Consider the following 26,517-nt stretch of genomic DNA (forward strand, 5'->3'; position numbering starts at 1 on the left):
ATACTGGAATTTACCTACTGTCAATATTTCTACAGAGAGTATATACCAGTTTATTTATACATCTCCTATAGCACAAAGGCAAAAATTATATTTATCTTTAGCAAGAAAAAGGAAAAATAGGTTGCATCATGGTACAAGAATCAGAAACAAAAGAATTACAATACCAAATCGAGTTTCCATTACTGAAAGACCAGAGATAAATAGAAAGATAGCAGCAATAGGTCATTTAGAAGGTGATTTAACTTTTAACAAAGGTAATCAAAGTCGTAATATAGGCGCTCTTGTGGATATCAGAACACAAAAAGTGTTTCTCACTTTAAACCGTTCAAAAAGAACACAAGATGTGATTGGTAACATGAATAAAAAACTTAAACAATTGTCGCATATAATCAAAAGCATAACGTTAGATAATGGCAAAGAATTTACCAATCATGAACAACTATTGCCAAAATCTGAACGAAAAGTATATTTTTGCAATCCTTATTCTCCATGGCAAAAACCATTGATAGAGAAGATTAACTCAATGGTGCACAGAGTATACTCTAAATCTTTAGATATAAAAAAATTAACAATAAAGCAATTACAAGAAATTGAGGATTTTTTAAATAATTTACCAAGAAAAGTGCTCGGTTATAAAACACCCAATGAGGTATGGGAAGAAAATATAAATCTGGCTTAATTAATACTGGAATTTACCATTAGCTCTTGAGTCATTTGATCAAAAATGGAGTAAGCAATATCCGCATATAGCTAAATCTTGGTATAATAATTGGGATAATTTGATAATTTTCTTGCAATATCCAAAGGAGATTCGTAAGATTATTTACACTACAAATGCGATAGAATCGCTGAATAGCCAATTGAGAAAAGTTACTAAGAATAAACGCATCTTTCCAAATGATGACGCAGTATTTAAGGTTTTATATCTGACAATTGATTATATTACCAAAAAATGGTCTATGCCTATCCCCAAATTGGAATGAAGCTATGGCTCATTTTATGATCAAATTTGATGGTAGAATTTTGACTAACGAATATTAGAATTACCCTCAACGAACATTAAAATTACCTATAAAAAAGAAGTAACTATGGACAGTAAAATCGAATAAAAATTTATTTTTAAATATTTAAATATTATTCGAGAATTACTGATGACATGTACAAATAACCAAGTAGGTATTTTAATGCAAAAGATCAAAAAATATAATCAGATAATTTCTGCTGCAAAAGCAGGTATGAGTGTAAAAACGGCACGTAAGTATTTACGTATTAATAAGTATCCAAGCGAATTACGCACAATACGTAAATATAGGACACGTAAGGATCCATTTGTGAAGCACTGGGATGAAATAGAATCAATGCTAGAATCAGCACCGGAGTTGCAAGCAACTACCATATTAGCATATTTGACAGAAAAGTATCATGGGAATTATAATGGGAAGCAATTACGCTGTTTGCAGAAAAGGTTGATAGTGGACTAATGGTATGGACCTCCTGATATAGAGAATGAAAAGCAGTTGCTAATCTTCTAGGGTTAATATTTAACATATTAAAACAACAATTAAGGAGGTCCATATGGAGGTTACTACAATTGGTATAGATATTGCAAAAAGAATTTTTCAAATTCATGGTGTAGATAAAAATGGCAAGACAGTATTAAAGAAAAAATTGATGAGAGATCAGGTTTTGACATTTATGGCTAATTTACCACAATGTTTAGTAGGGATGGAAGCTTGTGGTGGTTCTAGTTATTGGGCAAGAGAAATAACTAAATTAGGGCATGAAGTAAAACTAATGGCACCGCAATTTGTCAAACCATATGTTAAAACTAATAAAAATGATCAAGCAGATGCTGAAGCGATATGTGAAGCCGTGACAAGACCTAATATGAGATTTGTTGCAATTAAAACTATAGAGCAACAAGAAATTTTATCAATACATAGGGTAAGAGAGAGATTGGTAAAAAATCGTACAGCACTTGCTAATGAAATTAGGGGGCTACTACATGAGTTTGGTTTTATTGTTCCTCAAGGCATTAATAAGGTTATCACAAAATTAATTGAGATTTTAGATGCAGGGAAATTAAGCCAGTTAAGTTATCAAACATTTAGTGAACTAAAAGAAGAATTCTTAGATAATAACAGAAAAATAAAAGAGATAGAAAAACGATTAACAATGATAGCAAGTAACCTAACTCAATATCAACGATTAAGAGCTATACCTGGTCTTGGTTTAATTACTGCTACTGCTTTAATAGCATCAATAGGTAATGCTACAAGTTTTGAGAATGGCAGGCAATTATCGGCATGGCTAGGATTAGTGCCAAGACAACATTCAAGTGGTGGGAAGGATAAGCTGCTGGGAATTAGCAAGCGAGGTGATGTATACTTACGCACTTTATTAATTCAAGGGGCTAGAGCTGTACTAAATGCCAAGATAAGATTTACATCGGAAGAACAGAAATCTAAAAAAGATTTTAGCCAATTTACGAAATGGATGTTTAATTTATCTGAGCGAAGTAGCCATAATAAAACGACAGTTGCCATAGCTAATAAGTTGGCAAGAGTGGTGTTTGCTGTACTAAGATCAGGAGATGATTATGTAGAGAGTAAAGTTTGTAGCTAAAGAGTGTGTAGCATAGCACTTATAAGTAAAATAAATGGTGATTTATATAATGAATAGGTAAAAGCAAAACAATATGTAAGAGATTCCAACCCGAAATATGCTTGAGATAATTAATATTGATGGTAAATAAGACAAACCTTAGCTTACAAAAAAACTGCGTTTTTCAGTGGCTCTTTTAGAAGCCGATGGACTGATAAGTATATAGTTTGTAAGCCAGCGAATTCCATCAGGGCTGTAGAATAAATTAGGTTGATTTATCAGCTATAAGCCGGATACATGACTGCATTTGTTTGTTTTTATTATTGATGTTATTTTTTTCTTGCATTCTACAGGAGGTCCATACATGAAAAATCAAGACAAAAAAATGAGTAGAGTCTTTTGCAATGATTGTGTAAATTTTTGTTGAGCCTATATTAGAAGTAATTAAAAATATAGGTAACAGAAATGCAAATAGAGAAGAATAAAAAAATAAATGAAGCAATAGATTTGCTGATAGAAGGTGGAGTAGATTTAAAAACAGTACTAAGTCAGAATGGATTAATTAAGGAATTAACCAAGGGTATTTTAGAGCGAGCACTGCATGCTGAGATGTCAGAACATTTAGGTTATAGCAAGTATGATAGAGCTGAAACTGAGAATGCGAGGAATGGTAGTTTTAGTAAGAATCTGATTAGTGAGAATGGTACTATAGAGCTAAATGTTCCAAGAGACAGACAAGGTAAATTTGAACCTATAATAGTCTCAAAGAAACAAACAAGAATAGATGGCTTAGACCAAAAGATAATATCCTTATATGCGAAGGGTATGAGTGTGTCTGATATTAAAACACAATTGCAAGAATTATATGGAGCTGAGATCAGTGAGAGCCTAATCAGCAGGATTACAGATGAAGTAATAGATGAGGTCAAGATTTGGCAGAGTAGACCTCTTGAATCAGTATACCCTATAGTATATTTTGACTGTTTAGTAGTGAAAGTAAGACAAGATAAACTTATTATTAATAAATCAGTATATGTAGCTTTAGGAATAGATTTATCTGGCAGAAAGGATATTTTAGGCTTATGGATAAGTGAGAATGAAGGGAAGTTCTATAATTAAATGATGCTCCTCGCAGCAGAGCTACGAGGAGCATCATTTAAATATAGATATATCATGGCTCATTTAACGATAGATGAAAGATTTAAAATATACGAAATGAATAAGAGTGGTTATAGCTCGCGATATATAGGCAGGAGTTTCGCACTTAGCAAAATTGTGTATTAGTTAGAAGCCATTTAATGTTGTTCTGAATTGATGTTTTTATAACTTCCCAAGTTTGTTGATATAAAGTAATGTTTTCATTTATCCTCCTTTTGTTCATATCAAGCCAGGCCAATACAGCAAGGCAAATATGATTTCTTTGAGCTCGACCCGTGCGTGCCTGACAGCATTCAATACCACAAGTTTGTTTCAATTCTCGATGATAAACTTCTATAGACCAACGCGCCTTAACAATTTTCTCTATTTGCTCACGTGTAGGATTCTCTAAATTAGTTGTTATGTAATCAATGCGACCATTTTTTGCCACAAACTTAAATACCGTAACCCAACCGTATCCACGTAGGTGAATTTTTAGCCCTTCATCGGGAATCTCTAAAGTTTCCAAGCTAACATTACGATTAACTTTTCTATTTTTTCTTAGGTTGGTAACCCATATCCAACCTAAATTACGTAGTCCGTCCGCCAAAACTCTACAAGCCTTATAGATAATATGGTTTTAAGACAAGAAGTAATACAACAATCCGTAAGAAAATGATAAAATATGGTCATAAACCTTATGGATTTCAGTCAATGCCAATAGACAACATTATCAAATCGCAAGAACAAGGGAAACTGTTTGGTTATAAATTAAAAGAAGAATTAAACCCAAATAATAAGCTATATAAATTAAGAGAATTAATAAATTGGTCTAGGCTCGAAGAGTGGTTATCAAAAAATGTTTGTATTAAGAAATTTGGTAGAAATAGAAAATGTCATAGAGTGATGCTTGGCATAACGATGCTACAAGCAATGTATAATTTTTCAGATTCATTATCAGAGGAAGAGCTAAAAGAGAATATGTATTGGCAGTATTTCTGCGGGTGGGAATATATAGAAAAAGACATAGCTATCTCGGAAACTAGTATACGACGGTTTCGTAGTGTATTAGGTGAAGCTGGATATAATGAGATATTATCGGAGTTGATCAGGGTTGGGATAAAAACTAACACAATTAAAAAAAAAGATTTGGAATTAATCATCGCTGATACGACTGTACAAATTAAGAATATCAAACACCCACACGATGTTTATTTAATGGATAAAGCTAGGCTTAGCATAGTAAAGCTTTGCAACAGTTTGGGTATACATTTGAATGAAACATACGCTAGAACCTATAAACGCGATATAGTAAAGCTATGGAAATATAAAGAACATAGTAAAGCCAAGAAGCGTTGGAAAATAATGAAGCATTTAAAAATATTACTGGGTCGTTTGATTAGAGTATGTGAGCGTGAGATCAAAAATAAGCAATTAAACTTGTCTCTCAAAAATCAAGAAGTATTGCAAAAAATAAAACAAATACATAACCAATCTGTTTTAAAAAGAGAAGCTAAAAAGCAATATAAAGAAGATAACAAAGTATTATATAGTTTTCATGCCCCTGAAGTAGAGTGTATAGGAAAGGGAAAACGCAACAAGCCATATGAGTTTGGCAATAAAGTAGCGGTAGTAGTAAGTGGTCGTAGAAATTTTGTTTTATCCGCAAAATCGTTTCATAATAATCCTTATGATGGTCATACATTGCATCAGAGCTTTGAAGCAGTAGAGAGTGTCACTGGAATCAAGATAAAGAAATCATTTGTTGATCTTGGGTATAGTGGTAGCAATGTAAAGGAGAAGAGTAAGGTATATACCCCAAAAACGCGGAAGAAGTTGTTACAAGAGGACAAGTCTATGATCAAGAGACGCAGTGCCATAGAACCAATAATAGGTCACTTAAAGCAATATGGTCGGATGGGTAGAAACTTCTTGAAAGGTATGATAGGAGATATTATCAATCCAATAATCTCTGCTATTGGTTTGAATTTACGATGCATTGCAAATCATTTACAAATCGTGTCTAACTCCACATAAATCAAAAATATCATCATGCAAAAACTAGATGAACGATAAAAAATCGTTAACAATAGCTCCATATCAAAATTAGACCAACACAGAAATGTATCAGTAAAAATTAACATAACTTATTAATTTTTATTGAAAATCTTAGCAATTTGTTGTCAAAACTCTATCCCATTACAAATGATCAGGATTTGAAGTGTTTTTGGCGGATAGACTACGTATATGTTTTAAATTATCCAAACCACTATACCAAGCATCCATAACTATAGCATCAGGCTTGATACCTCTTTCTTTAGCTAAAGTAAGCATATCACAAAAATGCTCGTTCTTTGTTTTACCATCAGTTTCTTTATCATATATTCTATAATCTACAGGAGTAGATTGATCAATTTGAGTATTGTAATGCAGTAAGTTTACCATTCCTATACCAGGTATAACATCATGTACAGCCCCAGAATATTGATAATTTACAAGCTCGATCCTCTTACTGTATTGCTTTGACAATAAGGTGTCATCTCCCACTAATAAACAAGGGAAAGTTCTATAATTAATTAAGCCAGATATAATCAATTTTTAATCTCTCAGGGTTTAATTCCCCGAAGCTCTGCTTCGTGATATCATAAGAAACAACTAAAACTTTTTTAGATACCTCGTAGCTCTGCTGCGAGGAGCATCATTTAAATATAGATATATCATGGCTCATTTAACGATAGATGAAAGATTTAAAATATACGAAATGAATAAGAGTGGTTATAGCTCGCGATATATAGGGACAAAGATTGGCCGTGATAAAAGCACTATATGTTATGAACTCAAGAGAATGAGGCATAATTATAGACCAGATAGGGCTAACACACTTGCTTGCAGTTTAAGGCAAGGTAAGAGAAAAAGAAAATTAGATATTGATAATAATTTACGAGCAGAAATAATAAAGCAGTTAACACAGGGTATTTCACCAGATATAATTTCAGGTAGACGTAAACTATCACGAGATACTGTCAATATTTCTACAGAGAGTATATACCAGTTTATTTATACATCTCCTATAGCACAAAGGCAAAAATTATATTTATCTTTAGCAAGAAAAAGGAAAAATAGGTTGCATCATGGTACAAGAATCAGAAACAAAAGAATTACAATACCAAATCGAGTTTCCATTACTGAAAGACCAGAGATAAATAGAAAGATAGCAGCAATAGGTCATTTAGAAGGTGATTTAACTTTTAACAAAGGTAATCAAAGTCGTAATATAGGCGCTCTTGTGGATATCAGAACACAAAAAGTGTTTCTCACTTTAAACCGTTCAAAAAGAACACAAGATGTGATTGGTAACATGAATAAAAAACTTAAACAATTGTCGCATATAATCAAAAGCATAACGTTAGATAGTCTATCCGCCAAAAACACTTCAAATCCTGATCATTTGTAATGGGATAGAGTTTTGACAACAAATTGCTAAGATTTTCAATAAAAATTAATAAGTTATGTTAATTTTTACTGATACATTTCTGTGTTGGTCTAATTTTGATATGGAGCTATTGTTAACGATTTTTTATCGTTCATCTAGTTTTTGCATGATGATATTTTTGATTTATGTGGAGTTAGACACGATTTGTAAATGATTTGCAATGCATCGTAAATTCAAACCAATAGCAGAGATTATTGGATTGATAATATCTCCTATCATACCTTTCAAGAAGTTTCTACCCATCCGACCATATTGCTTTAAGTGACCTATTATTGGTTCTATGGCACTGCGTCTCTTGATCATAGACTTGTCCTCTTGTAACAACTTCTTCCGCGTTTTTGGGGTATATACCTTACTCTTCTCCTTTACATTGCTACCACTATACCCAAGATCAACAAATGATTTCTTTATCTTGATTCCAGTGACACTCTCTACTGCTTCAAAGCTCTGATGCAATGTATGACCATCATAAGGATTATTATGAAACGATTTTGCGGATAAAACAAAATTTCTACGACCACTTACTACTACCGCTACTTTATTGCCAAACTCATATGGCTTGTTGCGTTTTCCCTTTCCTATACACTCTACTTCAGGGGCATGAAAACTATATAATACTTTGTTATCTTCTTTATATTGCTTTTTAGCTTCTCTTTTTAAAACAGATTGGTTATGTATTTGTTTTATTTTTTGCAATACTTCTTGATTTTTGAGAGACAAGTTTAATTGCTTATTTTTGATCTCACGCTCACATACTCTAATCAAACGACCCAGTAATATTTTTAAATGCTTCATTATTTTCCAACGCTTCTTGGCTTTACTATGTTCTTTATATTTCCATAGCTTTACTATATCGCGTTTATAGGTTCTAGCGTATGTTTCATTCAAATGTATACCCAAACTGTTGCAAAGCTTTACTATGCTAAGCCTAGCTTTATCCATTAAATAAACATCGTGTGGGTGTTTGATATTCTTAATTTGTACAGTCGTATCAGCGATGATTAATTCCAAATCTTTTTTTTTAATTGTGTTAGTTTTTATCCCAACCCTGATCAACTCCGATAATATCTCATTATATCCAGCTTCACCTAATACACTACGAAACCGTCGTATACTAGTTTCCGAGATAGCTATGTCTTTTTCTATATATTCCCACCCGCAGAAATACTGCCAATACATATTCTCTTTTAGCTCTTCCTCTGATAATGAATCTGAAAAATTATACATTGCTTGTAGCATCGTTATGCCAAGCATCACTCTATGACATTTTCTATTTCTACCAAATTTCTTAATACAAACATTTTTTGATAACCACTCTTCGAGCCTAGACCAATTTATTAATTCTCTTAATTTATATAGCTTATTATTTGGGTTTAATTCTTCTTTTAATTTATAACCAAACAGTTTCCCTTGTTCTTGCGATTTGATAATGTTGTCTATTGGCATTGACTGAAATCCATAAGGTTTATGACCATATTTTATCATTTTCTTACGGATTGTTGTATTACTTCTTGTCTTAAAACCATATTATCTATAAGGCTTGTAGAGTTTTGGCGGACGGACTAGATAATGGCAAAGAATTTACCAATCATGAACAACTATTGCCAAAATCTGAACGAAAAGTATATTTTTGCAATCCTTATTCTCCATGGCAAAAACCATTGATAGAGAAGATTAACTCAATGGTGCACAGAGTATACTCTAAATCTTTAGATATAAAAAAATTAACAATAAAGCAATTACAAGAAATTGAGGATTTTTTAAATAATTTACCAAGAAAAGTGCTCGGTTATAAAACACCCAATGAGGTATGGGAAGAAAATATAAATCTGGCTTAATTAATACTGGAATTTACCTATTTGCTTATATTCACGCCATTTGCTGTAGTTTTTTATAATCTCTACGTTTATCATTATTATATAATTTTTGTCGTCTGAACTCAGAAAAACTGTAAGTTTTGACGAAGCAATCTCAGGAACTTATACTGTTTTATGAGATTGCCACGTCAAGGTTTCGCCTTTCCTCGCAATGACGATGCTTATAATTTTCCTTTAACTTCTCAAAATCCTCGTCAGCATGGTATGAAGAGCGGGTTAGTGGGCTTGCGGAAACCATCAAAAATCCTTTTGTGCGTGCTACTCGCTCTAAATATTTAAACTCTTCAGGAGTAACGTATTTTGCCACTTCTGCGTGATTTTTCGTAGGTTGTAGATACTGCCCAATAGTTAGAAAATCAACCTCTGCTTCCCTTAAATCATCCATAACTTGCACTACTTCGCTGATTTCTTCCCCAAGCCCTACCATCATACCAGATTTTGTAAAAACTTCCGGTGATAATTTCTTGATGTTATGGAGTAAGCTTAGAGAAGTATAATATCTAGCTCCTGGTCTAATCGTTTTATATAAAAACGGGACAGTCTCAACATTATGGTTAAAAACATCAGGTTTTGCGTTCGCTATTATTTCAGCAGCTCCATCTTTTCTTAAAAAATCAGGGGTTAAAATCTCGATAGTAGTATTTGGTGAAGATTTGCGAATTTCACTAATGCACTCTGCAAAATGTGTAGCTCCGCCGTCTTCTAAATCATCACGATCAACCGAAGTAATTACTACATGTTTAAGACCCAGCTTTTGTACTGCTTCCGCTAGCCTTTGCGGTTCATGCGGATCAAGCAAATCCGGTCTACCAGTTTTAACGTTACAAAACCTGCAAGCTCTAGTACAGACAGAACCTAAGATCATCACAGTTGCATGTTTCTTTGACCAGCATTCACCGATATTAGGGCAAGCAGCTTCCTCACACACAGTATTTAACTTGAGATTTTTGATTAAATCTTTTGTATTATAATACTCTGAAGAGTTAGGAGCTTTAACCTTTATCCAATTAGGTCTTTTAGACATCTTTCCAAATTCTACTTCTAGAGGTAATTTGGGCGTCAATCCGGTACTCGCATCCTCACGTACTTCTTTGTACGCTGCGGTGGCAAGCGCTTCCGTGTTTCCTGCAAATTCCTCTCTATAAGCGAATTTGGAAAGATGTCTATCTAAATTAGTCATAAAATGGAAATAATTTAATTAATTTTGTTACTTCGCTTAATACTTTCTGTTCGGCTTTGCTATTATCTTCGTTATCCTTTAAACCATCTAAAATATCAGCTATTAAATGACCAACTAGCACAAAATCTTTTTCCTTAAATCCTCTAGTAGTGCAGGCTGGTGTACCGAGCCTAATACCTGAAGTAATAAAAGGCGAAGTTTCATCAAAAGGAATAGCATTTTTATTGCAAGTCATACCTGCTCTATCTAAAGAATTAGCAGCGATTTTACCGGTGGTAATGCCGTCTTTTCGTAAATCCACTAGCACAATATGATTATCAGTGCCACCTGTTAATATATCATATCCTCGCTCTTGCAAGCTACTAGCTAGAGCCTTGGCATTAATTATAACTTGTTTTATATAGCTTTTATATTCCGGCTGCAAGCTTTCTAAAAATGCTACAGCTTTTGCAGCTATTATATGCATTAATGGTCCACCTTGCAAACCCGGGAATAAAGCAGAATTTATTTTTTTGCCTATCTCTTCATCGTTAGACAAAATTAAGCCACCTCTTGGTCCTCTAAGTGTTTTATGGGTAGTTGAGGTAACAATATGAGCGTGCGGAATAGGGCTTTGATGCTCACCTGCCGCAACTAACCCCGCAATATGAGCGATATCAGCCATAAGATATGCTCCTACTTTATCCACTATTTCTCTGAATTTAGCAAAATCAAGATTGCGTGGGTAAGCTGAAAAACCAGCTATAAGCAATTTTGGCTTATGTAAAATTGCTAAGCGTTCAACTTCATCATAATCAATTAAGTAAGTCTCTTTATCGACGCTATAAGAAACTGCATTAAACCACTTACCTGACATATTAGCAGTTGAGCCATGCGTTAAATGCCCACCGCTATCTAAAGACATACCAAGCACAGTATCACCAGGCTGCATTAAAGCAAGATATACAGCTTGATTTGCTTGCGAACCGGAATGAGGTTGCACGTTGGCATATTTACAGTTAAATAGCTTTTTTGCTCGCTCTATCGCCAAATTTTCAGCCTTATCCACTTCTTCGCAGCCATTATAAAAACGCTTACCTGAATATCCTTCAGCATATTTATTAGTCAGCACCGATCCTTGAGCTTCAAGCACCGCAGGGCTTACGAAATTCTCAGAGGCAATAAGCTCAATCACGCTATTTTGACGAGCTTTCTCGTGCTTAATTATTTCGAAAATTTCTTTATCTATTTCTTGTAATTTATTATTAAAAATGTTCATTATGCCTCAAGTATTTATTTGGTTTTGTTATATATTTATGTCATTCCCGTATGGCATGCCCGCGTGGATCAAAAAACGTCCTCGGTGTCATCTAGTTGCTTGACCACGGCATCTAGAAAATAATAAAAAATACTAATTTTATTAGTATTTTTTAGCTGGATCTCGTGAATAAATCACGGGATGACAGGGGGAGAATAATCCACGCAACAAAGCCGCCACGGGATGACAATAAAAATCCTGAGATTGCTACGCAGCCTACGGCTGCTCGCAATGACATCCATTTATAAAATTAACAGCAATCTCAATCCCTCTACCATCTATTGAATGGCTAAGTCTCGTTAATTTATGCCCGCTATGAGGTATATGATATTTGGATAAATAGTACGAAGCGTTATACATTTCATTAACACTTACTACATCATCCAGCTCTCCATGAATCAAGCATATAGGCGTGGTCTTATTATTAATCTCAGCAGGCGGAATTAATGCACCCGAAAAACCTACAGTACAATAAAATGGCTCTTTTTGAATGAGAGTTAAATATAACCCAATCATAGTACCTTGAGAAAATCCAATAATTATTGTATCTTTATTGGTTAAATTTAGCTCTTCTTGTTTTTGCTTTATTATACCTTCAAGCTTAGAAATATTTTTTACCAGAAGCTTAGATATATTATCAGGGCTACGATCCTGTAAACTAAACCATTGTCTGCCATATGGAGCCATATCATAAGGCTCGATGCCATGCGGCGAAATAAAATGACAATCCGGTAAATCGTCTTTGATATAAGGAACTAATCCTATTAAATCGTGACCGTCCGAACCGACACCGTGCAGCAACACTACTAGCTTTTTTGCCGGCTGTTCGATACTTGCTATTTCAGGGTATTCAAAGTTTTTGTTCATGATTCAAATCCGTCATACCGCGACTTGATCGCGGTATGACAATACTATTTCAGCATTTTCTCAAGTTCGCCATTATTATATAGTTCTGTTACGATATCGCAGCCGCCAACTAATTCGCCATTAATATATAATTGTGGGAATGTAGGCCAATCGCTAAAAACTTTTAAAGACTCACGTAACTCGGGATCTGATAACACATCAATATCACGAAATTCTGTTCCTAGCTTAGTCAAAATAGCAACTACTTTACCAGAAAACCCACACATAGGAGCTTCCTTAGTGCCTTTCATAAATAATACTACTTTATTATTTTTTATCTCATTTTCTATAAATTTAAAACTTTTATTTTCTAACATTAAAAACCTGATATGTTTAATTTTATTTGTAACATTATACACCATGCAAGCAGAAATAGTTAATAAAATCTTTGAAGTTTTTAGCACGAATAATGAAAACCCAAAAACTGAATTAGTTTATAAAAACGATTTTACCCTATTAGTAGCGGTAATATTATCAGCTCAAGCAACAGATATGTCAGTGAATTTAGCGACTAAATCTTTATTTGAAATTTATGACACACCAGAAAAAATTTTAGGGCTTGGTGAAGAGGGCTTAAAAAAATACATAAAATCTATAGGACTATTTAATAGCAAAGCAAAAAATGTTATTGCCTCATGTCAAATATTGATAAACAATTATGATAGCAAAGTGCCGAATAATTTTGAAGAGTTAGTTAAACTACCGGGAGTAGGCAGAAAAACCGCAAATGTTATACTTAATTGTTTATTTGGCTTGCCAACAATGGCAGTTGATACCCATGTATTTAGAGTAGCAAAAAGAATAGGGCTTGCTAAAGGTAATACCCCTGAAGCAGTTGAAAAGGAGCTGCTGCAAATTATCGATGGAAAATGGCTAAGTCACGCCCATCACTGGCTAATCCTGCACGGCAGATATATTTGCAAAGCACGAAAACCCGATTGTGAAATCTGCCCTATTAAAGAATATTGTGAATATTTGTAGAAGTCAAGATTTGATCTTACAGACACTATAAATTTCGCACCTGATTGTCAGTTAAATTTTGACTGTCAGATATATATTCAAGATCTGAAGTTTTGACAAAAATTCTAATTTTTCTGACTAAAGTAAAAATTTATATTTAAAGTTAAATATTTAGTGCTTTTATCAGCTTAAAAGCGATATTTCTACAATTTAAAGTAAATTATTTGATATATAATACAAATTATAGATTGATACACTCGCCACTTTTTTTAATCTCTCAGGGTTTAATTCCCCAAAGCTCTGCTTCGTGATATACTACTTGAATGGAAGAAAGCAGTTATATACATAAGAGTCATAATGTCACAGTACTAATATATCATTTAGTAACGCCGGCAAAGTATAGAAGAGTAATATTCAATCAACTGAATTTTTGTCAAAACTTCAGATAAAGATCACGTACATTTTTTATTACAGTCAATACCAATGTATAGCCCAACAAAAATAACTCAAATCATAAAAAGTATTACTTCTAAGAAAATGTTTGAGAAATATCCAAATCTTAAAGAAAAATTATGGGGAAGTGAGTTTTGGAGTAAAGGATATTTTATGAACCTGAATTCTGGATTAATCTAGGTTTGGAAGTAAGTATTTACAAGGGATAGAAGATACTCTATATAATTTTTAGCAAAAAAACAAGAGTATCCCCATGAAGAAAGATATTACTGCATTATTTTGTTTTGTCGATGATTTTTGTAAAATTAGCGAGCAGTGGATTAATCTCTCAGGGTTTAATTCCCCGAAGCTCTGCTTCGTGATATCATAAGAAACAACTAAAACTTTTTTAGATACCTCGTAGCTCTGCTGCGAGGAGCATCATTTTAAAAATTTTTTGTCAAAACTTCAGTATAACAATATCGTAAGTTTTCATAACTAAACAACCCTCAGCTATAAGCTGAGGGGTTATAAAGTGGAATCGATTAGAAATCGATCATCATTTACTGGCTCACCTTCTTGTTCATCAATATACTGCTGTATCATTTCGTCAGTAATATTACCTGAACTCACTGCCATATATCCTCTAGCCCAAAAATGATTACCCCAAAATTGTTTCCTTAAATGAGCAAATTCTTGCAATAATATTCTTGAGCTACTCCCTTTTAGATATTGTACAAGCTTACTTAAAGCCACTTGAGGACGGTATGAAATAAATATATGAACATGATCACAAGATACTTTACCTGAAATTATATAGTCCGTCCGCCAAAACTCTACAAGCCTTATAGATAATATGGTTTTAAGACAAGAAGTAATACAACAATCCGTAAGAAAATGATAAAATATGGTCATAAACCTTATGGATTTCAGTCAATGCCAATAGACAACATTATCAAATCGCAAGAACAAGGGAAACTGTTTGGTTATAAATTAAAAGAAGAATTAAACCCAAATAATAAGCTATATAAATTAAGAGAATTAATAAATTGGTCTAGGCTCGAAGAGTGGTTATCAAAAAATGTTTGTATTAAGAAATTTGGTAGAAATAGAAAATGTCATAGAGTGATGCTTGGCATAACGATGCTACAAGCAATGTATAATTTTTCAGATTCATTATCAGAGGAAGAGCTAAAAGAGAATATGTATTGGCAGTATTTCTGCGGGTGGGAATATATAGAAAAAGACATAGCTATCTCGGAAACTAGTATACGACGGTTTCGTAGTGTATTAGGTGAAGCTGGATATAATGAGATATTATCGGAGTTGATCAGGGTTGGGATAAAAACTAACACAATTAAAAAAAAAGATTTGGAATTAATCATCGCTGATACGACTGTACAAATTAAGAATATCAAACACCCACACGATGTTTATTTAATGGATAAAGCTAGGCTTAGCATAGTAAAGCTTTGCAACAGTTTGGGTATACATTTGAATGAAACATACGCTAGAACCTATAAACGCGATATAGTAAAGCTATGGAAATATAAAGAACATAGTAAAGCCAAGAAGCGTTGGAAAATAATGAAGCATTTAAAAATATTACTGGGTCGTTTGATTAGAGTATGTGAGCGTGAGATCAAAAATAAGCAATTAAACTTGTCTCTCAAAAATCAAGAAGTATTGCAAAAAATAAAACAAATACATAACCAATCTGTTTTAAAAAGAGAAGCTAAAAAGCAATATAAAGAAGATAACAAAGTATTATATAGTTTTCATGCCCCTGAAGTAGAGTGTATAGGAAAGGGAAAACGCAACAAGCCATATGAGTTTGGCAATAAAGTAGCGGTAGTAGTAAGTGGTCGTAGAAATTTTGTTTTATCCGCAAAATCGTTTCATAATAATCCTTATGATGGTCATACATTGCATCAGAGCTTTGAAGCAGTAGAGAGTGTCACTGGAATCAAGATAAAGAAATCATTTGTTGATCTTGGGTATAGTGGTAGCAATGTAAAGGAGAAGAGTAAGGTATATACCCCAAAAACGCGGAAGAAGTTGTTACAAGAGGACAAGTCTATGATCAAGAGACGCAGTGCCATAGAACCAATAATAGGTCACTTAAAGCAATATGGTCGGATGGGTAGAAACTTCTTGAAAGGTATGATAGGAGATATTATCAATCCAATAATCTCTGCTATTGGTTTGAATTTACGATGCATTGCAAATCATTTACAAATCGTGTCTAACTCCACATAAATCAAAAATATCATCATGCAAAAACTAGATGAACGATAAAAAATCGTTAACAATAGCTCCATATCAAAATTAGACCAACACAGAAATGTATCAGTAAAAATTAACATAGGCTCTGTCTCATCAATTGTGTAAATTTCGTGAACCATTAAATTCTACCATCAAATTTGATCATAAAATGAGCCATAGCTTCATTCCAATTGGGGATAGGCATAGACCATTTTTTGGTAATATAATCAATTGTCAGATATAAAACTTTAAATACTGCGTCATCATTTGGAAAGATGCGTTTATTCTTAGTAACTTTTCTCAATTGGCTATTCAGCGATTCTATCGCATTTGTAGTGTAAATAATCTTACGAATCTCCTTTGGATATTGCAAGAAAATTATCAAATTATCCCAATTATTATACCAAGATTTAGCTATATGCGGATATTGCTTACTCCATTTTTGATCAAATGACTCAAGAGCTAATTCTGCTTCTTTTTCAGTAGCAGAAGTATAGATTAGTTTCAAATCCGCTGCTAATTGCTTTCTATCTTTATATGATACATATTTGAGGCTATTCCTGATCTGATGGACAATACAAATTTGATGTTCAGTTTTCGGATATACTGATGCAATAGCATCAGACATACCAGTTAGATTATCACTACAAGCAATTAAGATATCTTTTACTCCTCGATTCTTCATTTCAGTAAAATTACCAAGCCAAAATTTAGCTCCTTCATTCTCACTTATCCATAAGCCTAAAATATCCTTTCTGCCAGATAAATCTATTCCTAAAGCTACATATACTGATTTATTAATAATAAGTTTATCTTGTCTTACTTTCACTACTAAACAGTCAAAATATACTATAGGGTATACTGATTCAAGAGGTCTACTCTGCCAAATCTTGACCTCATCTATTACTTCATCTGTAATCCTGCTGATTAGGCTCTCACTGATCTCAGCTCCATATAATTCTTGCAATTGTGTTTTAATATCAGACACACTCATACCCTTCGCATATAAGGATATTATCTTTTGGTCTAAGCCATCTATTCTTGTTTGTTTCTTTGAGACTATTATAGGTTCAAATTTACCTTGTCTGTCTCTTGGAACATTTAGCTCTATAGTACCATTCTCACTAATCAGATTCTTACTAAAACTACCATTCCTCGCATTCTCAGTTTCAGCTCTATCATACTTGCTATAACCTAAATGTTCTGACATCTCAGCATGCAGTGCTCGCTCTAAAATACCCTTGGTTAATTCCTTAATTAATCCATTCTGACTTAGTACTGTTTTTAAATCTACTCCGCCTTCTATCAGCAAATCTATTGCTTCATTTATTTTTTTATTCTTCTCTATTTGCATTTCTGTTACCTATATTTTTAATTACTTCTAATATAGGCTCAACAAAAATTTACACAATCATTGCAAAAGACTCTTAACATAACTTATTAATTTTTATTGAAAATCTTAGCAATTTGTTGTCAAAACTCTATCCCATTACAAATGATCAGGATTTGAAGTGTTTTTGGCGGATAGACTATATATGCTTCATGTTCCATGCAAATTTGCCTTAATAAATCCCTGACTCTCTCAGCTACTTTTCCTACCAATGCTCTTTTTCTATACTTTGGTATCCATATAATATGTACTTTTAAATCATACTGGCTATGACTATTTTTTCTATAACTTCTCATATCTTTTTATAAATTCGTTGCTAAAGCAACTTCATTATATCTTCCCTTCGCCTGAAGGCGAGGGATTTTTTATCCCCGTAGGGGGACATTAATTTTTTTAATGGAAAATGAATGATAAGAATTATATAATAAGTATAATTTATTGACTAACACAATATAATAATCTTATTAAATATATGAAATACTCTGTTGCATACTCGTTTTATTTGAAAAATTGGCTACATCATCTTTGCAGCTCCTTCGGTACTCACGTACTAAGTGTGTACGCTCCGTTCCTCGGTCTACAAATTCCTTGCTCTTGTCCAAATAAAACTTCGTATGCTAATTCTCTACTGATTCGGTGTACACTTAGTACTATATTATGCTTTTTTCTAACTGCTTGCGTTGATCAACCTCCTGCCCCAATCGAGTATAAAGAAAGAGGAATTACCGTTAGTAATTCTGGTAATGTTATTGATAATGATGAGGGAATAATAACTAGTAGCACTATAGAAGAAGCTCCTAAATTAGAAGTAAGCGGCTCTTTAGAAGAGCCTGCAATAGAAACTACTGAAAACGATAATGATGCTGTCGTGATTCCTACCACAAAACATGATGAAGAAATAACAAAATTAATTTTTGAGAAACCTCTAGATGGCGAGATTGTTACCGAGTTTAAAGAGGGGAAGAATAAAGGCATAGATATTGCTGTTTTAGAAGAAAGTAGTGTTAATTCTATAGGCTCAGGAACTGTTATATTTTCAGGAAATAATGCACAATTCGGTAACTTAGTAATAGTCAAATTAGATAAAGACGATCTAGAAGTAGCTTATGCCGGCTTAAAAGATTTATCAGTTAAAAAAGGCGATAAGGTTACTAAAACTAGCATAATCGGGCATGTGGAAGATAAGTTGTATCTAGCTATGCGTAAAGGCAAAGTAGCAATTGACCCAACTAAATATATCGCATTCTAAAATGGAGCTTATTACTTTAACTAAATATGGTGATCCTCAGAATGTAGCAGTCAGAAGAAGCACTCAGGCCAAGAATGTTAGCATTCGAATTACACATAAAGGGGCTGAGCTTGTATTACCCCTTAAGGTAAAAGCTGAAAGGGGTTATAATTTTTTGCTAAGTAAAGAACATTGGGTTAGGCAAAAATTACGCCGTAACGTAACTAAACCTATCAATGAAGAAAATAAGATTGCCATTTTAGGCAAAGATTATCAAATAATTCATACTGATTCACCTGAAAATCAGGTGAAATTACAAAATGACGCATTGGAAGTATATTGCAGCAAAGTACTTAAAAAAATTAGCATTGAAGTATTTTTGAAAAAGAAATTACTATCAGAAATAAAAGCTATAGTAGAAACCATTTCCAAAAAGCATAATTTAATTTATTCTAATATTAGAATAATGAAAAATGTAACTACGAAATGGGGCAGCTGCTCTAGCTGCGGCAATCTTTCTTTTAACTGGCGAATAGTTTTTGCTCCTTACGAAGTTCTAAAATATTTAGTAGCTCATGAAATGGCACATTTAAAGGAAATGAACCATAGCAAAAATTTTTGGCAGCTAGTTGAGGATATTTATCCCGAATACCAACCGGCTAAATTATGGCTAAAAAGAAACGGCAGAAATTTATATAGTTATTTATTATAAAAAAAGGTAAAACATATGCACAATTTAGTTACAAGTGAAGAATTTAAACATATAGATAAGCTTATTGATGAGGTTACGTTGTATAGCTTATTTCACTAAGGTCCTTACATGGTGGTAATGTTTAATATGTCATATAATAAGGCATCCCACAAATTTAGTGTCAGTATCTTAATCTCTCAGGGTTTAATTCCCCGAAGCTCTGCTTCGTGATATACTACTTGAATGGAAGAAAGCAGTTATATACATAAGAGTCATAATGTCACGGTACTAATATATCATTTAGTAACGCCGGCAAAGTATAGAAGAGTAATATTCAATCAAGAACTAGATGATTATTTGTGTAAAATTTGTGAGCACATAGAAGATCGTTATGAAATTAGATTTTTAGAAATAGGAGTAGATAAAGATCACGTACATTTTTTATTACAGTCAATACCAATGTATAGCCCAAACAAAAATAACTCAAATCATAAAAAGTATTACTTCTAAGAAAATGTTTGAGAAATATCCAAATCTTAAAGAAAAATTATGGGGAAGTGAGTTTTGGAGTAAAGGATATTTTATGAGCACAGTAGGTAAACATGGTGATGAGCAGAAATTACGTAATTATGTACAGAATCAAGGTTCAGGCAAACCTTCTTATAAACTGAAGTTTTGACAAAAAATTTTTATTAAAAAAAGTGGCGAGTGTATCAACGCTAATTTAGGATAAGGGATAGATAGAAAGCTTATAGATAAAGGGTTTAAAGGAGATTAATGTTGAGTATGATAGATTTTTTTAATTAAATTAAAACCATGAAACAAGAATTCTTTGATACGGCTATGCGAAAAAAGATTTATACAGATCTTGATGATTTACAATTAGATCTTGATATTTGGTTAGAGCATTTCAATAATGAAAGACCTCATTCTGGTAAATATTGTTATGGTAAAACTCCTATGCAAACTTTTCAGGATAGTAAGAAATTAGCTGTTGAAAAGAATAATGAAATCTTGTATCTTGAATATGTATCTGACAGTCAAAATTTAACTGACAATCAGGTGCGAAATTTATAGTGTCTGTAAGATCAAATCTTGACTTCTACATAGACAAATTTTTATGAACGGCTTTGTAGGCTTTGCACTAAAGCATCAAAACCTTGGTCTTTTAGAGTCGAAGTAAAATCTTGTTGTTGAGCACCAATAAGACTTACACCCTCTGTAATAACGTCGGAAACTTTGAATTTTCCATTTTCCATTTTACGCACTAAATATTCTACTTTAATATCCTGTCCTTTATTATTAATATTCATGCTCACCATAGAATCTTTTGGGCTTAGAACACGCACTCCTGTTACTTGAGGTTTTTCACCTTTGTAATCTTTTATTAGATCAGTATAAGCTTTAGTAACATATTTAGAATAAACTTCTGTAAACTTTGCAATTTGTTCCTTAGATAAAGTTTGTACTCCGTTACGTCCTAATGTATACCTAGCCATCCAGTCAAAATCTAGATTATTATGCATTAGTTCACGTGCTTTGGCAACTTTTGCATCTTGAGATAGGTTAGGATTATTTAAAGTAGTAGAAGCTTCATTTACTAAGTTAGTAACATAATCATTTAAACCTGCAGGGGCATTATCGTCTGCATAAGAAGAAAATGTAAAAATCAATAAAAATAAGCTAGTAATAATTTTTTGCATAAGAACCTCTTTTAATTAGAATTTACGTTTTTAGGTTAGGGCATTTAAAGTTTTTAGGATATTGAACAGATGCTTCACGAGCTTGGTGTAATGCCGATCTGATAGTAGCATAAGGGTCTAACGAATTCTTCATAACATAATCACTAAATGATAATACATTATATCTATCATTTATTTTACTCACCGCTAAAACACTTAATTCAAAATCTTTATGAGTATAATACATTAAAGGATTAAGTGCATAATTAGTAAATATTGGGTCAGTCATATCCCTTGCATTAGTACTACCTATTATCGGTAACACCAAATAAGGACCTGGACCTACTCCATAATGTGCAAGAGTATTACCAAAAGTCTGGTGATCTGATGGCAGCCCTACTTTACCTGCTACGTCAAATAAACCACCTATACCAAGCGTTGTGTTAATGATAAACCGCCATACGCTTTTCATAGTCTTATCGTAATTAAGCTGCAACCCATAATTTACAGCCGTAAGTGGCATATCAATATTACCAACAAAACTATTAACGCGTGCTTTCATATAATCATTTGTAAGGTTTTTATACCCAACCGCTAAAGGACGCAAGAATATATAATCTAATACTGAGTTAAAAGCAAAAATTTTACGGTTAAATTTTTCGTATGGATCGTAAACTTCTCGGCAACCATTAATATTACTGCTACCATTATAGTTGTATATGTCATCATCTACATATTCAAGATCGGCTTTTGCGAATAATGAACATAGGATAATCGAAAGTATAATTAGTATTCTCATGATTTATTTTCAGTTTTCTTACAAATAATAATACCGTATTTATTATTTTCCGCTAGGATTATTTCTTCAGAAGTTAATATAACGAAATTATTTTTTTGTAAAATATTATTTATTTCATTTAAATTAAAAATAAATTCTTTACGTTTTACTGAATAATGCGTATTCGAATTAGTAGGTAAACAAAGAGAAAAATACCCATCTTGATTGAGCGATGAATATATTGCATTGAAATATGCAGAAAGATCTTTAGAAAAAGTCAATCCACAAAAACTTAAGATAATATCAAATTTATTTGAATTTTGTTTCAGAAACTCACTTATGGAAATATTATATATCTGATCGTAAATTTTAAGGTTAGCATAATATTCTTCTTGAATATCATTCATTAAACTAGAAATTTCTACAGCTGTTAAAGTAAAGCTTTCTGGAAAACGCTTTTCTAATTCGTATCCGGCAAGTCCTATATTACCACCAAGTTCTAAGATAGAATAATCATCTGGCAGGTCAGTTATATGCTTCAAGCTCTCATTCACAAATCTATAAGGCAAATGAATATTTTTATCATTGTTAAAAATACTTGGATAATTTTTTGCAGTTAAGTCCCTGTATTGTCCCCAAATTTCCACAGGTATTTCGGTAGCATTTTTATAATTGTTCAAAAAATTTATAAAAATTGCTTTATATTTTTCATTTGATTTTTCTAAATATTTTATGGCTTTTGGATAGTCATTTTTTAAAAAACAAGTCCAACCTAATTGGTAATATACTCTAGAATCATTAGGACTAAAAAAGTTATCGACTAATTTAAATCTCAGTAATGCATCGTTTAAATTACCTCTATATAAATGTTCAAGTCCAAGCTCATAATTGGTTTCACTTAAATGATTCATTTTATATTTACAATCATTTAAATATTTTTTAAATTCTAGAATTTTGTTTTTAATAAAATTTGGTATATTTAGTATCGTTAAGCAAAAATGTTTGATTTTATCCTTTATTTTACTAAGCATAGCTATTTTTAAATTAAATATTATCTAATATAATAAAGCATATCTTTATAAATTTTAAAATAAAATAATGGTTATATTATGAAATCAATTACTGATGAAGATGATGAATCTACAAAAGAAACACTATATTTACTGTCTAATTCAGTAAATGCTAGCCGAATAATGGAAGCTATTAAGCGAGCGGAAAGAGGCGAATTTATTGAAGTTGATTTAGATGATTAAGATTTTCTTCACAGAATTTAAAACTTACTATATGATCATTTTCATTAATACGGGCTAACGTTATGTCAATTATTTCTACGCGATTAAATGCTATAAAACCATCTCCGACGCTTGCAGTAGTTAGGAAAACGCTTGAGCTTAAAAGAGCGGGCATTGATATTATTGCACTTGGGGCAGGTGAGCCTGATTTTGATACGCCTGATAATATCAAAGAAGCGGCGATCAAAGCTATTAAAGATGGGTTTACTAAATATACAAACGTTGAGGGGATACCAGCTTTAAAAGAAGCGATACAAGCTAAATTTAAACGAGAAAATAATATAGATTATGATCTTGAGGAAATAATAGTTAGCACCGGCGGCAAGCAAGTTATATATAATTTATTTATGGCATCTTTAAATAAAGGTGATGAGGTTATTATTCCTGCTCCTTATTGGGTATCTTACCCCGATATGGTTTTACTTGCTGAAGGCGTGCCAGTTTTTGCAAATTGTGGTATTGAAAGTAACTTTAAACTAAGTGGTGAGGCTTTAGAGCAGTTAATTACGCCTAAAACAAAATGGCTTATTATTAATTCGCCTAGTAATCCAACAGGTGCAAGCTATAGCCATTCAGAGTTAGAAAATATTGCTGAAATTCTAGGAAAGTATCCGTATGTAAACGTCATGTCTGATGATATTTATGAGCATATTACTTTTGATGGTTTTAAATTTTATACTTTAGCAGAAATAGCTCCTGATTTAAAAGATCGAATATTTACTGTTAATGGCGTATCCAAAGCATATTCTATGACAGGTTGGCGTATAGGTTATGGTGCAGGTTCGAAAGCTTTAATTAAAGCTATGACTATTATTCAGTCACAAAGTACTTCAAACCCATGTTCAATAAGCCAAGTAGCAGCCGTTGAGGCACTAAATGGCGTGCAAGGCTATATTGCACAAAATGCTTTAAATTTTGAGAAAAAACATGATCTTGCTTTATCGATTCTACAAAGAGTGAAATATTTTGAATGCTATAAACCTGAGGGGGCTTTTTACTTATTTATTAAATGTGATAAGATTTTTGGAGCTAAAACTAAATCAGGAAAAGTAATTAATAATAGTAATGATTTCGGTGAATATTTACTTGAAGAAGCAAAAGTCGCTGTAGTCCCTGGTATTGCTTTTGGCTTAGAGGGATATTTCAGGATTTCCTATGCTACTTCTATGGAAGAGCTGGAAGAGGCTTGTTTGCGGATGGAGCGGGCTTGTAATTCTATAGCGTCATTGCGAGGAGATGTGTAACATCGACGCGGCAATCTTATCGAACTTCCTGAGATTGCTTCGTCAAATTACTTTGTAATTTTCCTCGCAATGACGTTACAACTACTAAACTAATAAAAAAACTAATGCGTAAAGCTTTTAAAAAATTTTTAAAACGTAATGAATTTGTCCTTAGTTTAATTACTATTTTACTATATTGGTATTTGCGTTTTGTTTATTTTACTTCAAAGCAAAAATTTATATTTTATGATAATGGCAATAAGGAAAAGTTTTTAAATGAGCAAGGCGTAATTTTTGCATTTTGGCATAATATGCTTGCATTAAGTCCTGCTATGTTTAAAGGAATGTCAGATGTTTACGCATTAATATCCCCACATTTAGATGGTAAGATATTAAATGATTTAGTCGATAAATTTGGCTGCAAAGTTATAGTCGGTTCTAGCAATAAAAATCCACTTGGGGCATTGCGGAATATTATCAAAAAGCTTTCTCAAGGTGCAAATGTAATAATTACGCCTGATGGTCCTAAAGGTCCTGTATATAAAATAAATAGTGGAATTACTGAAATTGCTTATAAATACAATAAAAAATTAATTCCGGTAGTCAGTACTACTTCTAGATGTTTTAGGTTCAAAAGCTGGGATAAGTTGATAATCCCTTTGCCATTTGGTACGATTAAAGTAATAATAGGGTCACCTTTAGAGCTGACCGACAATAAAGTACAAAATCATATGAATCTTGAAAAATATTTAGTTAATTTAACTGAGAACTTAATAAAATGATGCGTTTATATTACTTTTTAAGTTTTTTATTATTACCTATTTATTTTGTTATAATTTTCATTCGCTTATTAATAGGCAAAGAAGATATAAGGCGTGTTAAGGAGCGTTTTGCAATCGGTAAACACAGGCAAGATAATGGATTTTTAATTTGGATTCATGCGGCTAGCGTCGGCGAATCTATGATTGCTTTAAATTTAGTTGATAATATAAGCAAACATTTTCCTGAAGTCCGTTTTTTAATCACTTCTTGGACACAATCTTCTGCTAAAATATTAAGCAGCAAATTACCTAAAATAGCTACTCACCAATTGCTTCCGATAGATAATATTATTTTTACCAAAATTTTTCTAAATAATTGGAAGCCTGATTTAGGTATTTTCATAGAATCGGAATTATGGCCAGGTACTATTAACGAAGCAGCAAAGCAGTGTAAATTATTGCTTGTGAATGCCCGTATGTCTGATAAATCCTTTGAATCTTGGAAGAAAAGAAAAGGCTTTTTTCAGCTCATTGTTAAAAATTTTAGCGAAGTTATTGTGCAAAGTGAGCGTGATTTACAAAAATTTAATGAGCTTGGAATATCACACACAACTAACTTAGGAAATATTAAATTTGCTAATGAAAAACTTCCTGTTAATCAAGAAGAACTTATAAAACTAAGTGAACATCTAAAAAACAAGCAAATTATCGTATTTGCTAGCACCCATCCGGAAGATGAACAAATTATTTTACCTATTATAAAAAACTTAAAAAAACAAGTTATAAATTGCTATATTATCTTAATCCCTAGGCATCCTGAACGTATTAAATCAATTCTTGATAACTGCATAGCACAAGATTTATCAGCTACTGCTAAATCACAGAATGACTTACCTGTTTTAACTGATGATCTTTATATAGTTGATAGATTCGGTGAAATGGGTTTATTTTTCTCCATATCTTCAATATCTTTTATTGGTGGTTCTTTCAAACAAGGCGGGCATAATATTTTAGAGGCGGCACATTTCTCTAATTGTATTATCTTTGGTCCTGATATGAGTAAAAACACTGATATTGCTAAAGGCGTGTTGCAAAGTAAAGCAGCTATTCAAATCAAAAGCGGTGAAGAGTTATTAAATATGCTGGAATATTTGCTTGATCCTAATAATTCTAGAGAATTAAAAAACTATCAAGAAAATTCACTAAAATTTGTTGAAAGAAACCAAAAAATACTTGATGAATATCTTCAAATAATTACAAAATTTTTCCCATAAAATATAACAAAAGTAGAATTTCTAAAAATAATATTTGACTTTTGATT

The 26,517-nt window shown here is 32.5% G+C and carries 22 protein-coding genes and 11 pseudogenes; 20 read left to right on the top strand and 13 right to left on the bottom strand.

From position 1 onward, the window contains the following. Positions 1-16: 16 nt before the first annotated feature. The 5 genes and pseudogenes from AAHI98_RS07955 to AAHI98_RS07975 all read left to right on the top strand — a co-directional run. Positions 17-679 (top strand): annotated as a pseudogene (locus AAHI98_RS07955) (IS30 family transposase); the annotation flags it as partial. Between the two features lie 19 nt (positions 680-698). After that, a pseudogene (locus AAHI98_RS07960) lies at positions 699-1,041 on the top strand (transposase); the annotation flags it as partial. 110 nt (positions 1,042-1,151) lie between these two features. Continuing rightward, positions 1,152-1,481 carry a hypothetical protein gene (locus AAHI98_RS07965; RefSeq protein ID WP_342224746.1) on the top strand — a complete coding sequence of 110 codons (330 nt, stop codon included), beginning with the start codon at positions 1,152-1,154 and terminating at the stop codon, positions 1,479-1,481. 94 nt (positions 1,482-1,575) lie between these two features. Next, complete coding sequence (locus AAHI98_RS07970) at positions 1,576-2,625, top strand: IS110 family RNA-guided transposase (RefSeq protein WP_342224642.1); 1,050 nt, start codon at positions 1,576-1,578, stop codon at positions 2,623-2,625. Between the two features lie 444 nt (positions 2,626-3,069). Further along, positions 3,070-3,717, top strand: a pseudogene (locus AAHI98_RS07975) (IS256 family transposase); the annotation flags it as partial. Positions 3,718-3,868: 151 nt separating this feature from the next. On the opposite strand, the pseudogene AAHI98_RS07980 reads toward AAHI98_RS07975, so the two are convergent. Beyond that, positions 3,869-4,339 (bottom strand): annotated as a pseudogene (locus AAHI98_RS07980) (transposase); the annotation flags it as partial. A 77-nt stretch (positions 4,340-4,416) separates the two neighbouring features. On the opposite strand from AAHI98_RS07980, the gene AAHI98_RS07985 reads away from it, so the two are divergent. Further along, positions 4,417-5,778, top strand: coding sequence for an IS5 family transposase (locus tag AAHI98_RS07985; protein ID WP_342224717.1), 1,362 nt, complete (start codon positions 4,417-4,419; stop codon positions 5,776-5,778). A gap of 198 nt (positions 5,779-5,976) precedes the next feature. Here AAHI98_RS07985 and AAHI98_RS07990 read toward each other — a convergent pair. Continuing rightward, a pseudogene (locus AAHI98_RS07990) lies at positions 5,977-6,300 on the bottom strand (IS701 family transposase); the annotation flags it as partial. 160 nt (positions 6,301-6,460) lie between these two features. On the opposite strand from AAHI98_RS07990, the pseudogene AAHI98_RS07995 reads away from it, so the two are divergent. Further along, positions 6,461-7,192 (top strand): annotated as a pseudogene (locus AAHI98_RS07995) (IS30 family transposase); the annotation flags it as partial. A gap of 165 nt (positions 7,193-7,357) precedes the next feature. Here the strand turns inward: AAHI98_RS07995 and AAHI98_RS08000 are convergent. Further along, positions 7,358-8,719 (bottom strand): IS5 family transposase, encoded by a 1,362-nt coding sequence (locus AAHI98_RS08000; protein WP_342224717.1) that lies wholly within the window; start codon positions 8,717-8,719, stop codon positions 7,358-7,360. Positions 8,720-8,796: 77 nt separating this feature from the next. On the opposite strand from AAHI98_RS08000, the pseudogene AAHI98_RS08005 reads away from it, so the two are divergent. Further along, positions 8,797-9,072, top strand: a pseudogene (locus tag AAHI98_RS08005) (transposase); the annotation flags it as partial. Between the two features lie 151 nt (positions 9,073-9,223). On the opposite strand, the gene lipA reads toward AAHI98_RS08005, so the two are convergent. The 4 genes from lipA to grxD all read right to left on the bottom strand — a co-directional run bounded on the left by lipA (position 9,224) and on the right by grxD (position 12,811). Then, positions 9,224-10,135, bottom strand: a complete 912-nt coding sequence (gene lipA / locus AAHI98_RS08010) for a lipoyl synthase (RefSeq protein WP_410526241.1) — start codon at positions 10,133-10,135, stop codon at positions 9,224-9,226. A gap of 148 nt (positions 10,136-10,283) precedes the next feature. Further along, on the bottom strand, positions 10,284-11,549 hold the full coding sequence (gene glyA, locus AAHI98_RS08015; protein ID WP_342225582.1) for a serine hydroxymethyltransferase: 1,266 nt from the start codon (positions 11,547-11,549) through the stop codon (positions 10,284-10,286). 255 nt (positions 11,550-11,804) lie between these two features. After that, on the bottom strand, positions 11,805-12,455 hold the full coding sequence (locus AAHI98_RS08020; protein WP_342225583.1) for an alpha/beta hydrolase family protein: 651 nt from the start codon (positions 12,453-12,455) through the stop codon (positions 11,805-11,807). Positions 12,456-12,499: 44 nt separating this feature from the next. After that, complete coding sequence (grxD, locus tag AAHI98_RS08025) at positions 12,500-12,811, bottom strand: Grx4 family monothiol glutaredoxin (protein WP_342225584.1); 312 nt, start codon at positions 12,809-12,811, stop codon at positions 12,500-12,502. 43 nt (positions 12,812-12,854) lie between these two features. On the opposite strand from grxD, the gene nth reads away from it, so the two are divergent. The 3 genes from nth (at position 12,855) to AAHI98_RS08040 (ending at position 14,087) form a co-directional block, all read left to right on the top strand. Beyond that, positions 12,855-13,475, top strand: coding sequence for an endonuclease III (nth, locus tag AAHI98_RS08030; protein ID WP_342225585.1), 621 nt, complete (start codon positions 12,855-12,857; stop codon positions 13,473-13,475). Between the two features lie 302 nt (positions 13,476-13,777). Then, the gene (locus AAHI98_RS08035; protein WP_342225586.1) at positions 13,778-13,903 is read left to right on the top strand and encodes a hypothetical protein; all 126 of its coding nucleotides are present in this window, start codon (positions 13,778-13,780) and stop codon (positions 13,901-13,903) included. Positions 13,904-13,937: 34 nt separating this feature from the next. Continuing rightward, entirely contained in the window at positions 13,938-14,087 is a 150-nt protein-coding gene (locus AAHI98_RS08040; protein ID WP_342225587.1) for a transposase, read from the top strand. Between the two features lie 327 nt (positions 14,088-14,414). Here AAHI98_RS08040 and tnpA (AAHI98_RS08045) read toward each other — a convergent pair. Continuing rightward, positions 14,415-14,705, bottom strand: a pseudogene (gene tnpA / locus AAHI98_RS08045) (IS200/IS605 family transposase); the annotation flags it as partial. 78 nt (positions 14,706-14,783) lie between these two features. Between tnpA (AAHI98_RS08045) and AAHI98_RS08050 the strand changes: the two are divergent. Then, positions 14,784-16,145: an IS5 family transposase gene (locus AAHI98_RS08050; RefSeq protein ID WP_342224717.1), complete on the top strand. Its 1,362-nt coding sequence runs from the start codon at positions 14,784-14,786 to the stop codon at positions 16,143-16,145. Between the two features lie 145 nt (positions 16,146-16,290). Here AAHI98_RS08050 and AAHI98_RS08055 read toward each other — a convergent pair whose 3' ends face one another. Continuing rightward, positions 16,291-17,505 (bottom strand): IS256 family transposase, encoded by a 1,215-nt coding sequence (locus AAHI98_RS08055; RefSeq protein WP_342224662.1) that lies wholly within the window; start codon positions 17,503-17,505, stop codon positions 16,291-16,293. Between the two features lie 173 nt (positions 17,506-17,678). Further along, positions 17,679-17,837, bottom strand: a pseudogene (locus AAHI98_RS08060) (transposase); the annotation flags it as partial. Positions 17,838-18,013: 176 nt separating this feature from the next. On the opposite strand from AAHI98_RS08060, the gene AAHI98_RS08070 reads away from it, so the two are divergent. The 4 genes and pseudogenes from AAHI98_RS08070 to AAHI98_RS08085 all read left to right on the top strand — a co-directional run. Further along, a complete protein-coding gene (locus AAHI98_RS08070; protein WP_410526223.1) occupies positions 18,014-18,790 on the top strand; it encodes a murein hydrolase activator EnvC family protein in 777 nt (258 codons plus the stop codon). Between the two features lies 1 nt (position 18,791). Further along, positions 18,792-19,481, top strand: coding sequence for a M48 family metallopeptidase (locus AAHI98_RS08075; protein WP_342225591.1), 690 nt, complete (start codon positions 18,792-18,794; stop codon positions 19,479-19,481). 222 nt (positions 19,482-19,703) lie between these two features. Continuing rightward, positions 19,704-20,139: pseudogene (gene tnpA, locus AAHI98_RS08080) on the top strand (IS200/IS605 family transposase). A gap of 131 nt (positions 20,140-20,270) precedes the next feature. Next, positions 20,271-20,537 (top strand): annotated as a pseudogene (locus AAHI98_RS08085) (integrase core domain-containing protein); the annotation flags it as partial. Between the two features lie 41 nt (positions 20,538-20,578). Here AAHI98_RS08085 and AAHI98_RS08090 read toward each other — a convergent pair. The 3 genes from AAHI98_RS08090 to AAHI98_RS08100 are packed head-to-tail and all read right to left on the bottom strand — an operon-like array spanning position 20,579 to position 22,951. Further along, on the bottom strand, positions 20,579-21,163 hold the full coding sequence (locus AAHI98_RS08090; RefSeq protein WP_342225592.1) for an MlaC/ttg2D family ABC transporter substrate-binding protein: 585 nt from the start codon (positions 21,161-21,163) through the stop codon (positions 20,579-20,581). Positions 21,164-21,185: 22 nt separating this feature from the next. Next, positions 21,186-21,941, bottom strand: coding sequence for an MlaA family lipoprotein (locus AAHI98_RS08095; protein WP_342225593.1), 756 nt, complete (start codon positions 21,939-21,941; stop codon positions 21,186-21,188). Beyond that, a complete protein-coding gene (locus AAHI98_RS08100) occupies positions 21,938-22,951 on the bottom strand; it encodes a methyltransferase domain-containing protein (RefSeq protein WP_342225594.1) in 1,014 nt (337 codons plus the stop codon). The genes AAHI98_RS08095 and AAHI98_RS08100 overlap by 4 nt, the downstream gene beginning before the upstream one ends. A gap of 78 nt (positions 22,952-23,029) precedes the next feature. Between AAHI98_RS08100 and AAHI98_RS08105 the strand changes: the two genes are divergently transcribed. The 4 genes from AAHI98_RS08105 to waaA all read left to right on the top strand — a co-directional run bounded on the left by AAHI98_RS08105 (position 23,030) and on the right by waaA (position 26,470). After that, complete coding sequence (locus AAHI98_RS08105) at positions 23,030-23,173, top strand: hypothetical protein (protein WP_342225595.1); 144 nt, start codon at positions 23,030-23,032, stop codon at positions 23,171-23,173. 62 nt (positions 23,174-23,235) lie between these two features. Next, positions 23,236-24,456: a pyridoxal phosphate-dependent aminotransferase gene (locus tag AAHI98_RS08110; RefSeq protein ID WP_342225596.1), complete on the top strand. Its 1,221-nt coding sequence runs from the start codon at positions 23,236-23,238 to the stop codon at positions 24,454-24,456. 104 nt (positions 24,457-24,560) lie between these two features. Beyond that, positions 24,561-25,217, top strand: coding sequence for a lysophospholipid acyltransferase family protein (locus AAHI98_RS08115; RefSeq protein WP_342225597.1), 657 nt, complete (start codon positions 24,561-24,563; stop codon positions 25,215-25,217). Then, a complete protein-coding gene (gene waaA, locus AAHI98_RS08120; protein ID WP_342225598.1) occupies positions 25,214-26,470 on the top strand; it encodes a lipid IV(A) 3-deoxy-D-manno-octulosonic acid transferase in 1,257 nt (418 codons plus the stop codon). The genes AAHI98_RS08115 and waaA overlap by 4 nt, the downstream gene beginning before the upstream one ends. Positions 26,471-26,517 lie beyond the last annotated feature (47 nt).

This window comes from Rickettsia endosymbiont of Urophora cardui, assembly GCF_964030725.1.
Taxonomy (GTDB): Bacteria; Pseudomonadota; Alphaproteobacteria; order Rickettsiales; family Rickettsiaceae; genus Rickettsia.

Excerpts from the sequence above, each read along its gene's own strand:
- AAHI98_RS07970 (WP_342224642.1), top strand. The coding sequence starts at position 1,576 with ATGGAGGTTACTACAATTGGTATAGATATTGCAAAAAGAATTTTTCAA.
- AAHI98_RS08105 (WP_342225595.1), top strand. The coding sequence starts at position 23,030 with ATGAAATCAATTACTGATGAAGATGATGAATCTACAAAAGAAACACTA.
- lipA (WP_410526241.1), bottom strand. The coding sequence starts at position 10,135 with ATGTCTAAAAGACCTAATTGGATAAAGGTTAAAGCTCCTAACTCTTCA.
- AAHI98_RS08100 (WP_342225594.1), bottom strand. The coding sequence starts at position 22,951 with ATGCTTAGTAAAATAAAGGATAAAATCAAACATTTTTGCTTAACGATA.
- AAHI98_RS08110 (WP_342225596.1), top strand. The coding sequence starts at position 23,236 with ATGTCAATTATTTCTACGCGATTAAATGCTATAAAACCATCTCCGACG.
- glyA (WP_342225582.1), bottom strand. The coding sequence starts at position 11,549 with ATGAACATTTTTAATAATAAATTACAAGAAATAGATAAAGAAATTTTC.
- nth (WP_342225585.1), top strand. The coding sequence starts at position 12,855 with ATGCAAGCAGAAATAGTTAATAAAATCTTTGAAGTTTTTAGCACGAAT.
- AAHI98_RS08050 (WP_342224717.1), top strand. The coding sequence starts at position 14,784 with ATGATAAAATATGGTCATAAACCTTATGGATTTCAGTCAATGCCAATA.
- AAHI98_RS08055 (WP_342224662.1), bottom strand. The coding sequence starts at position 17,505 with ATGCAAATAGAGAAGAATAAAAAAATAAATGAAGCAATAGATTTGCTG.
- AAHI98_RS08075 (WP_342225591.1), top strand. The coding sequence starts at position 18,792 with ATGGAGCTTATTACTTTAACTAAATATGGTGATCCTCAGAATGTAGCA.
- AAHI98_RS08000 (WP_342224717.1), bottom strand. The coding sequence starts at position 8,719 with ATGATAAAATATGGTCATAAACCTTATGGATTTCAGTCAATGCCAATA.
- AAHI98_RS07965 (WP_342224746.1), top strand. The coding sequence starts at position 1,152 with ATGACATGTACAAATAACCAAGTAGGTATTTTAATGCAAAAGATCAAA.
- AAHI98_RS08115 (WP_342225597.1), top strand. The coding sequence starts at position 24,561 with ATGCGTAAAGCTTTTAAAAAATTTTTAAAACGTAATGAATTTGTCCTT.
- waaA (WP_342225598.1), top strand. The coding sequence starts at position 25,214 with ATGATGCGTTTATATTACTTTTTAAGTTTTTTATTATTACCTATTTAT.
- AAHI98_RS08020 (WP_342225583.1), bottom strand. The coding sequence starts at position 12,455 with ATGAACAAAAACTTTGAATACCCTGAAATAGCAAGTATCGAACAGCCG.
- AAHI98_RS08070 (WP_410526223.1), top strand. The coding sequence starts at position 18,014 with ATGAAATACTCTGTTGCATACTCGTTTTATTTGAAAAATTGGCTACAT.
- AAHI98_RS08035 (WP_342225586.1), top strand. The coding sequence starts at position 13,778 with ATGGAAGAAAGCAGTTATATACATAAGAGTCATAATGTCACAGTACTA.
- grxD (WP_342225584.1), bottom strand. The coding sequence starts at position 12,811 with ATGTTAGAAAATAAAAGTTTTAAATTTATAGAAAATGAGATAAAAAAT.
- AAHI98_RS08090 (WP_342225592.1), bottom strand. The coding sequence starts at position 21,163 with ATGCAAAAAATTATTACTAGCTTATTTTTATTGATTTTTACATTTTCT.
- AAHI98_RS08095 (WP_342225593.1), bottom strand. The coding sequence starts at position 21,941 with ATGAGAATACTAATTATACTTTCGATTATCCTATGTTCATTATTCGCA.
- AAHI98_RS08040 (WP_342225587.1), top strand. The coding sequence starts at position 13,938 with ATGTATAGCCCAACAAAAATAACTCAAATCATAAAAAGTATTACTTCT.
- AAHI98_RS07985 (WP_342224717.1), top strand. The coding sequence starts at position 4,417 with ATGATAAAATATGGTCATAAACCTTATGGATTTCAGTCAATGCCAATA.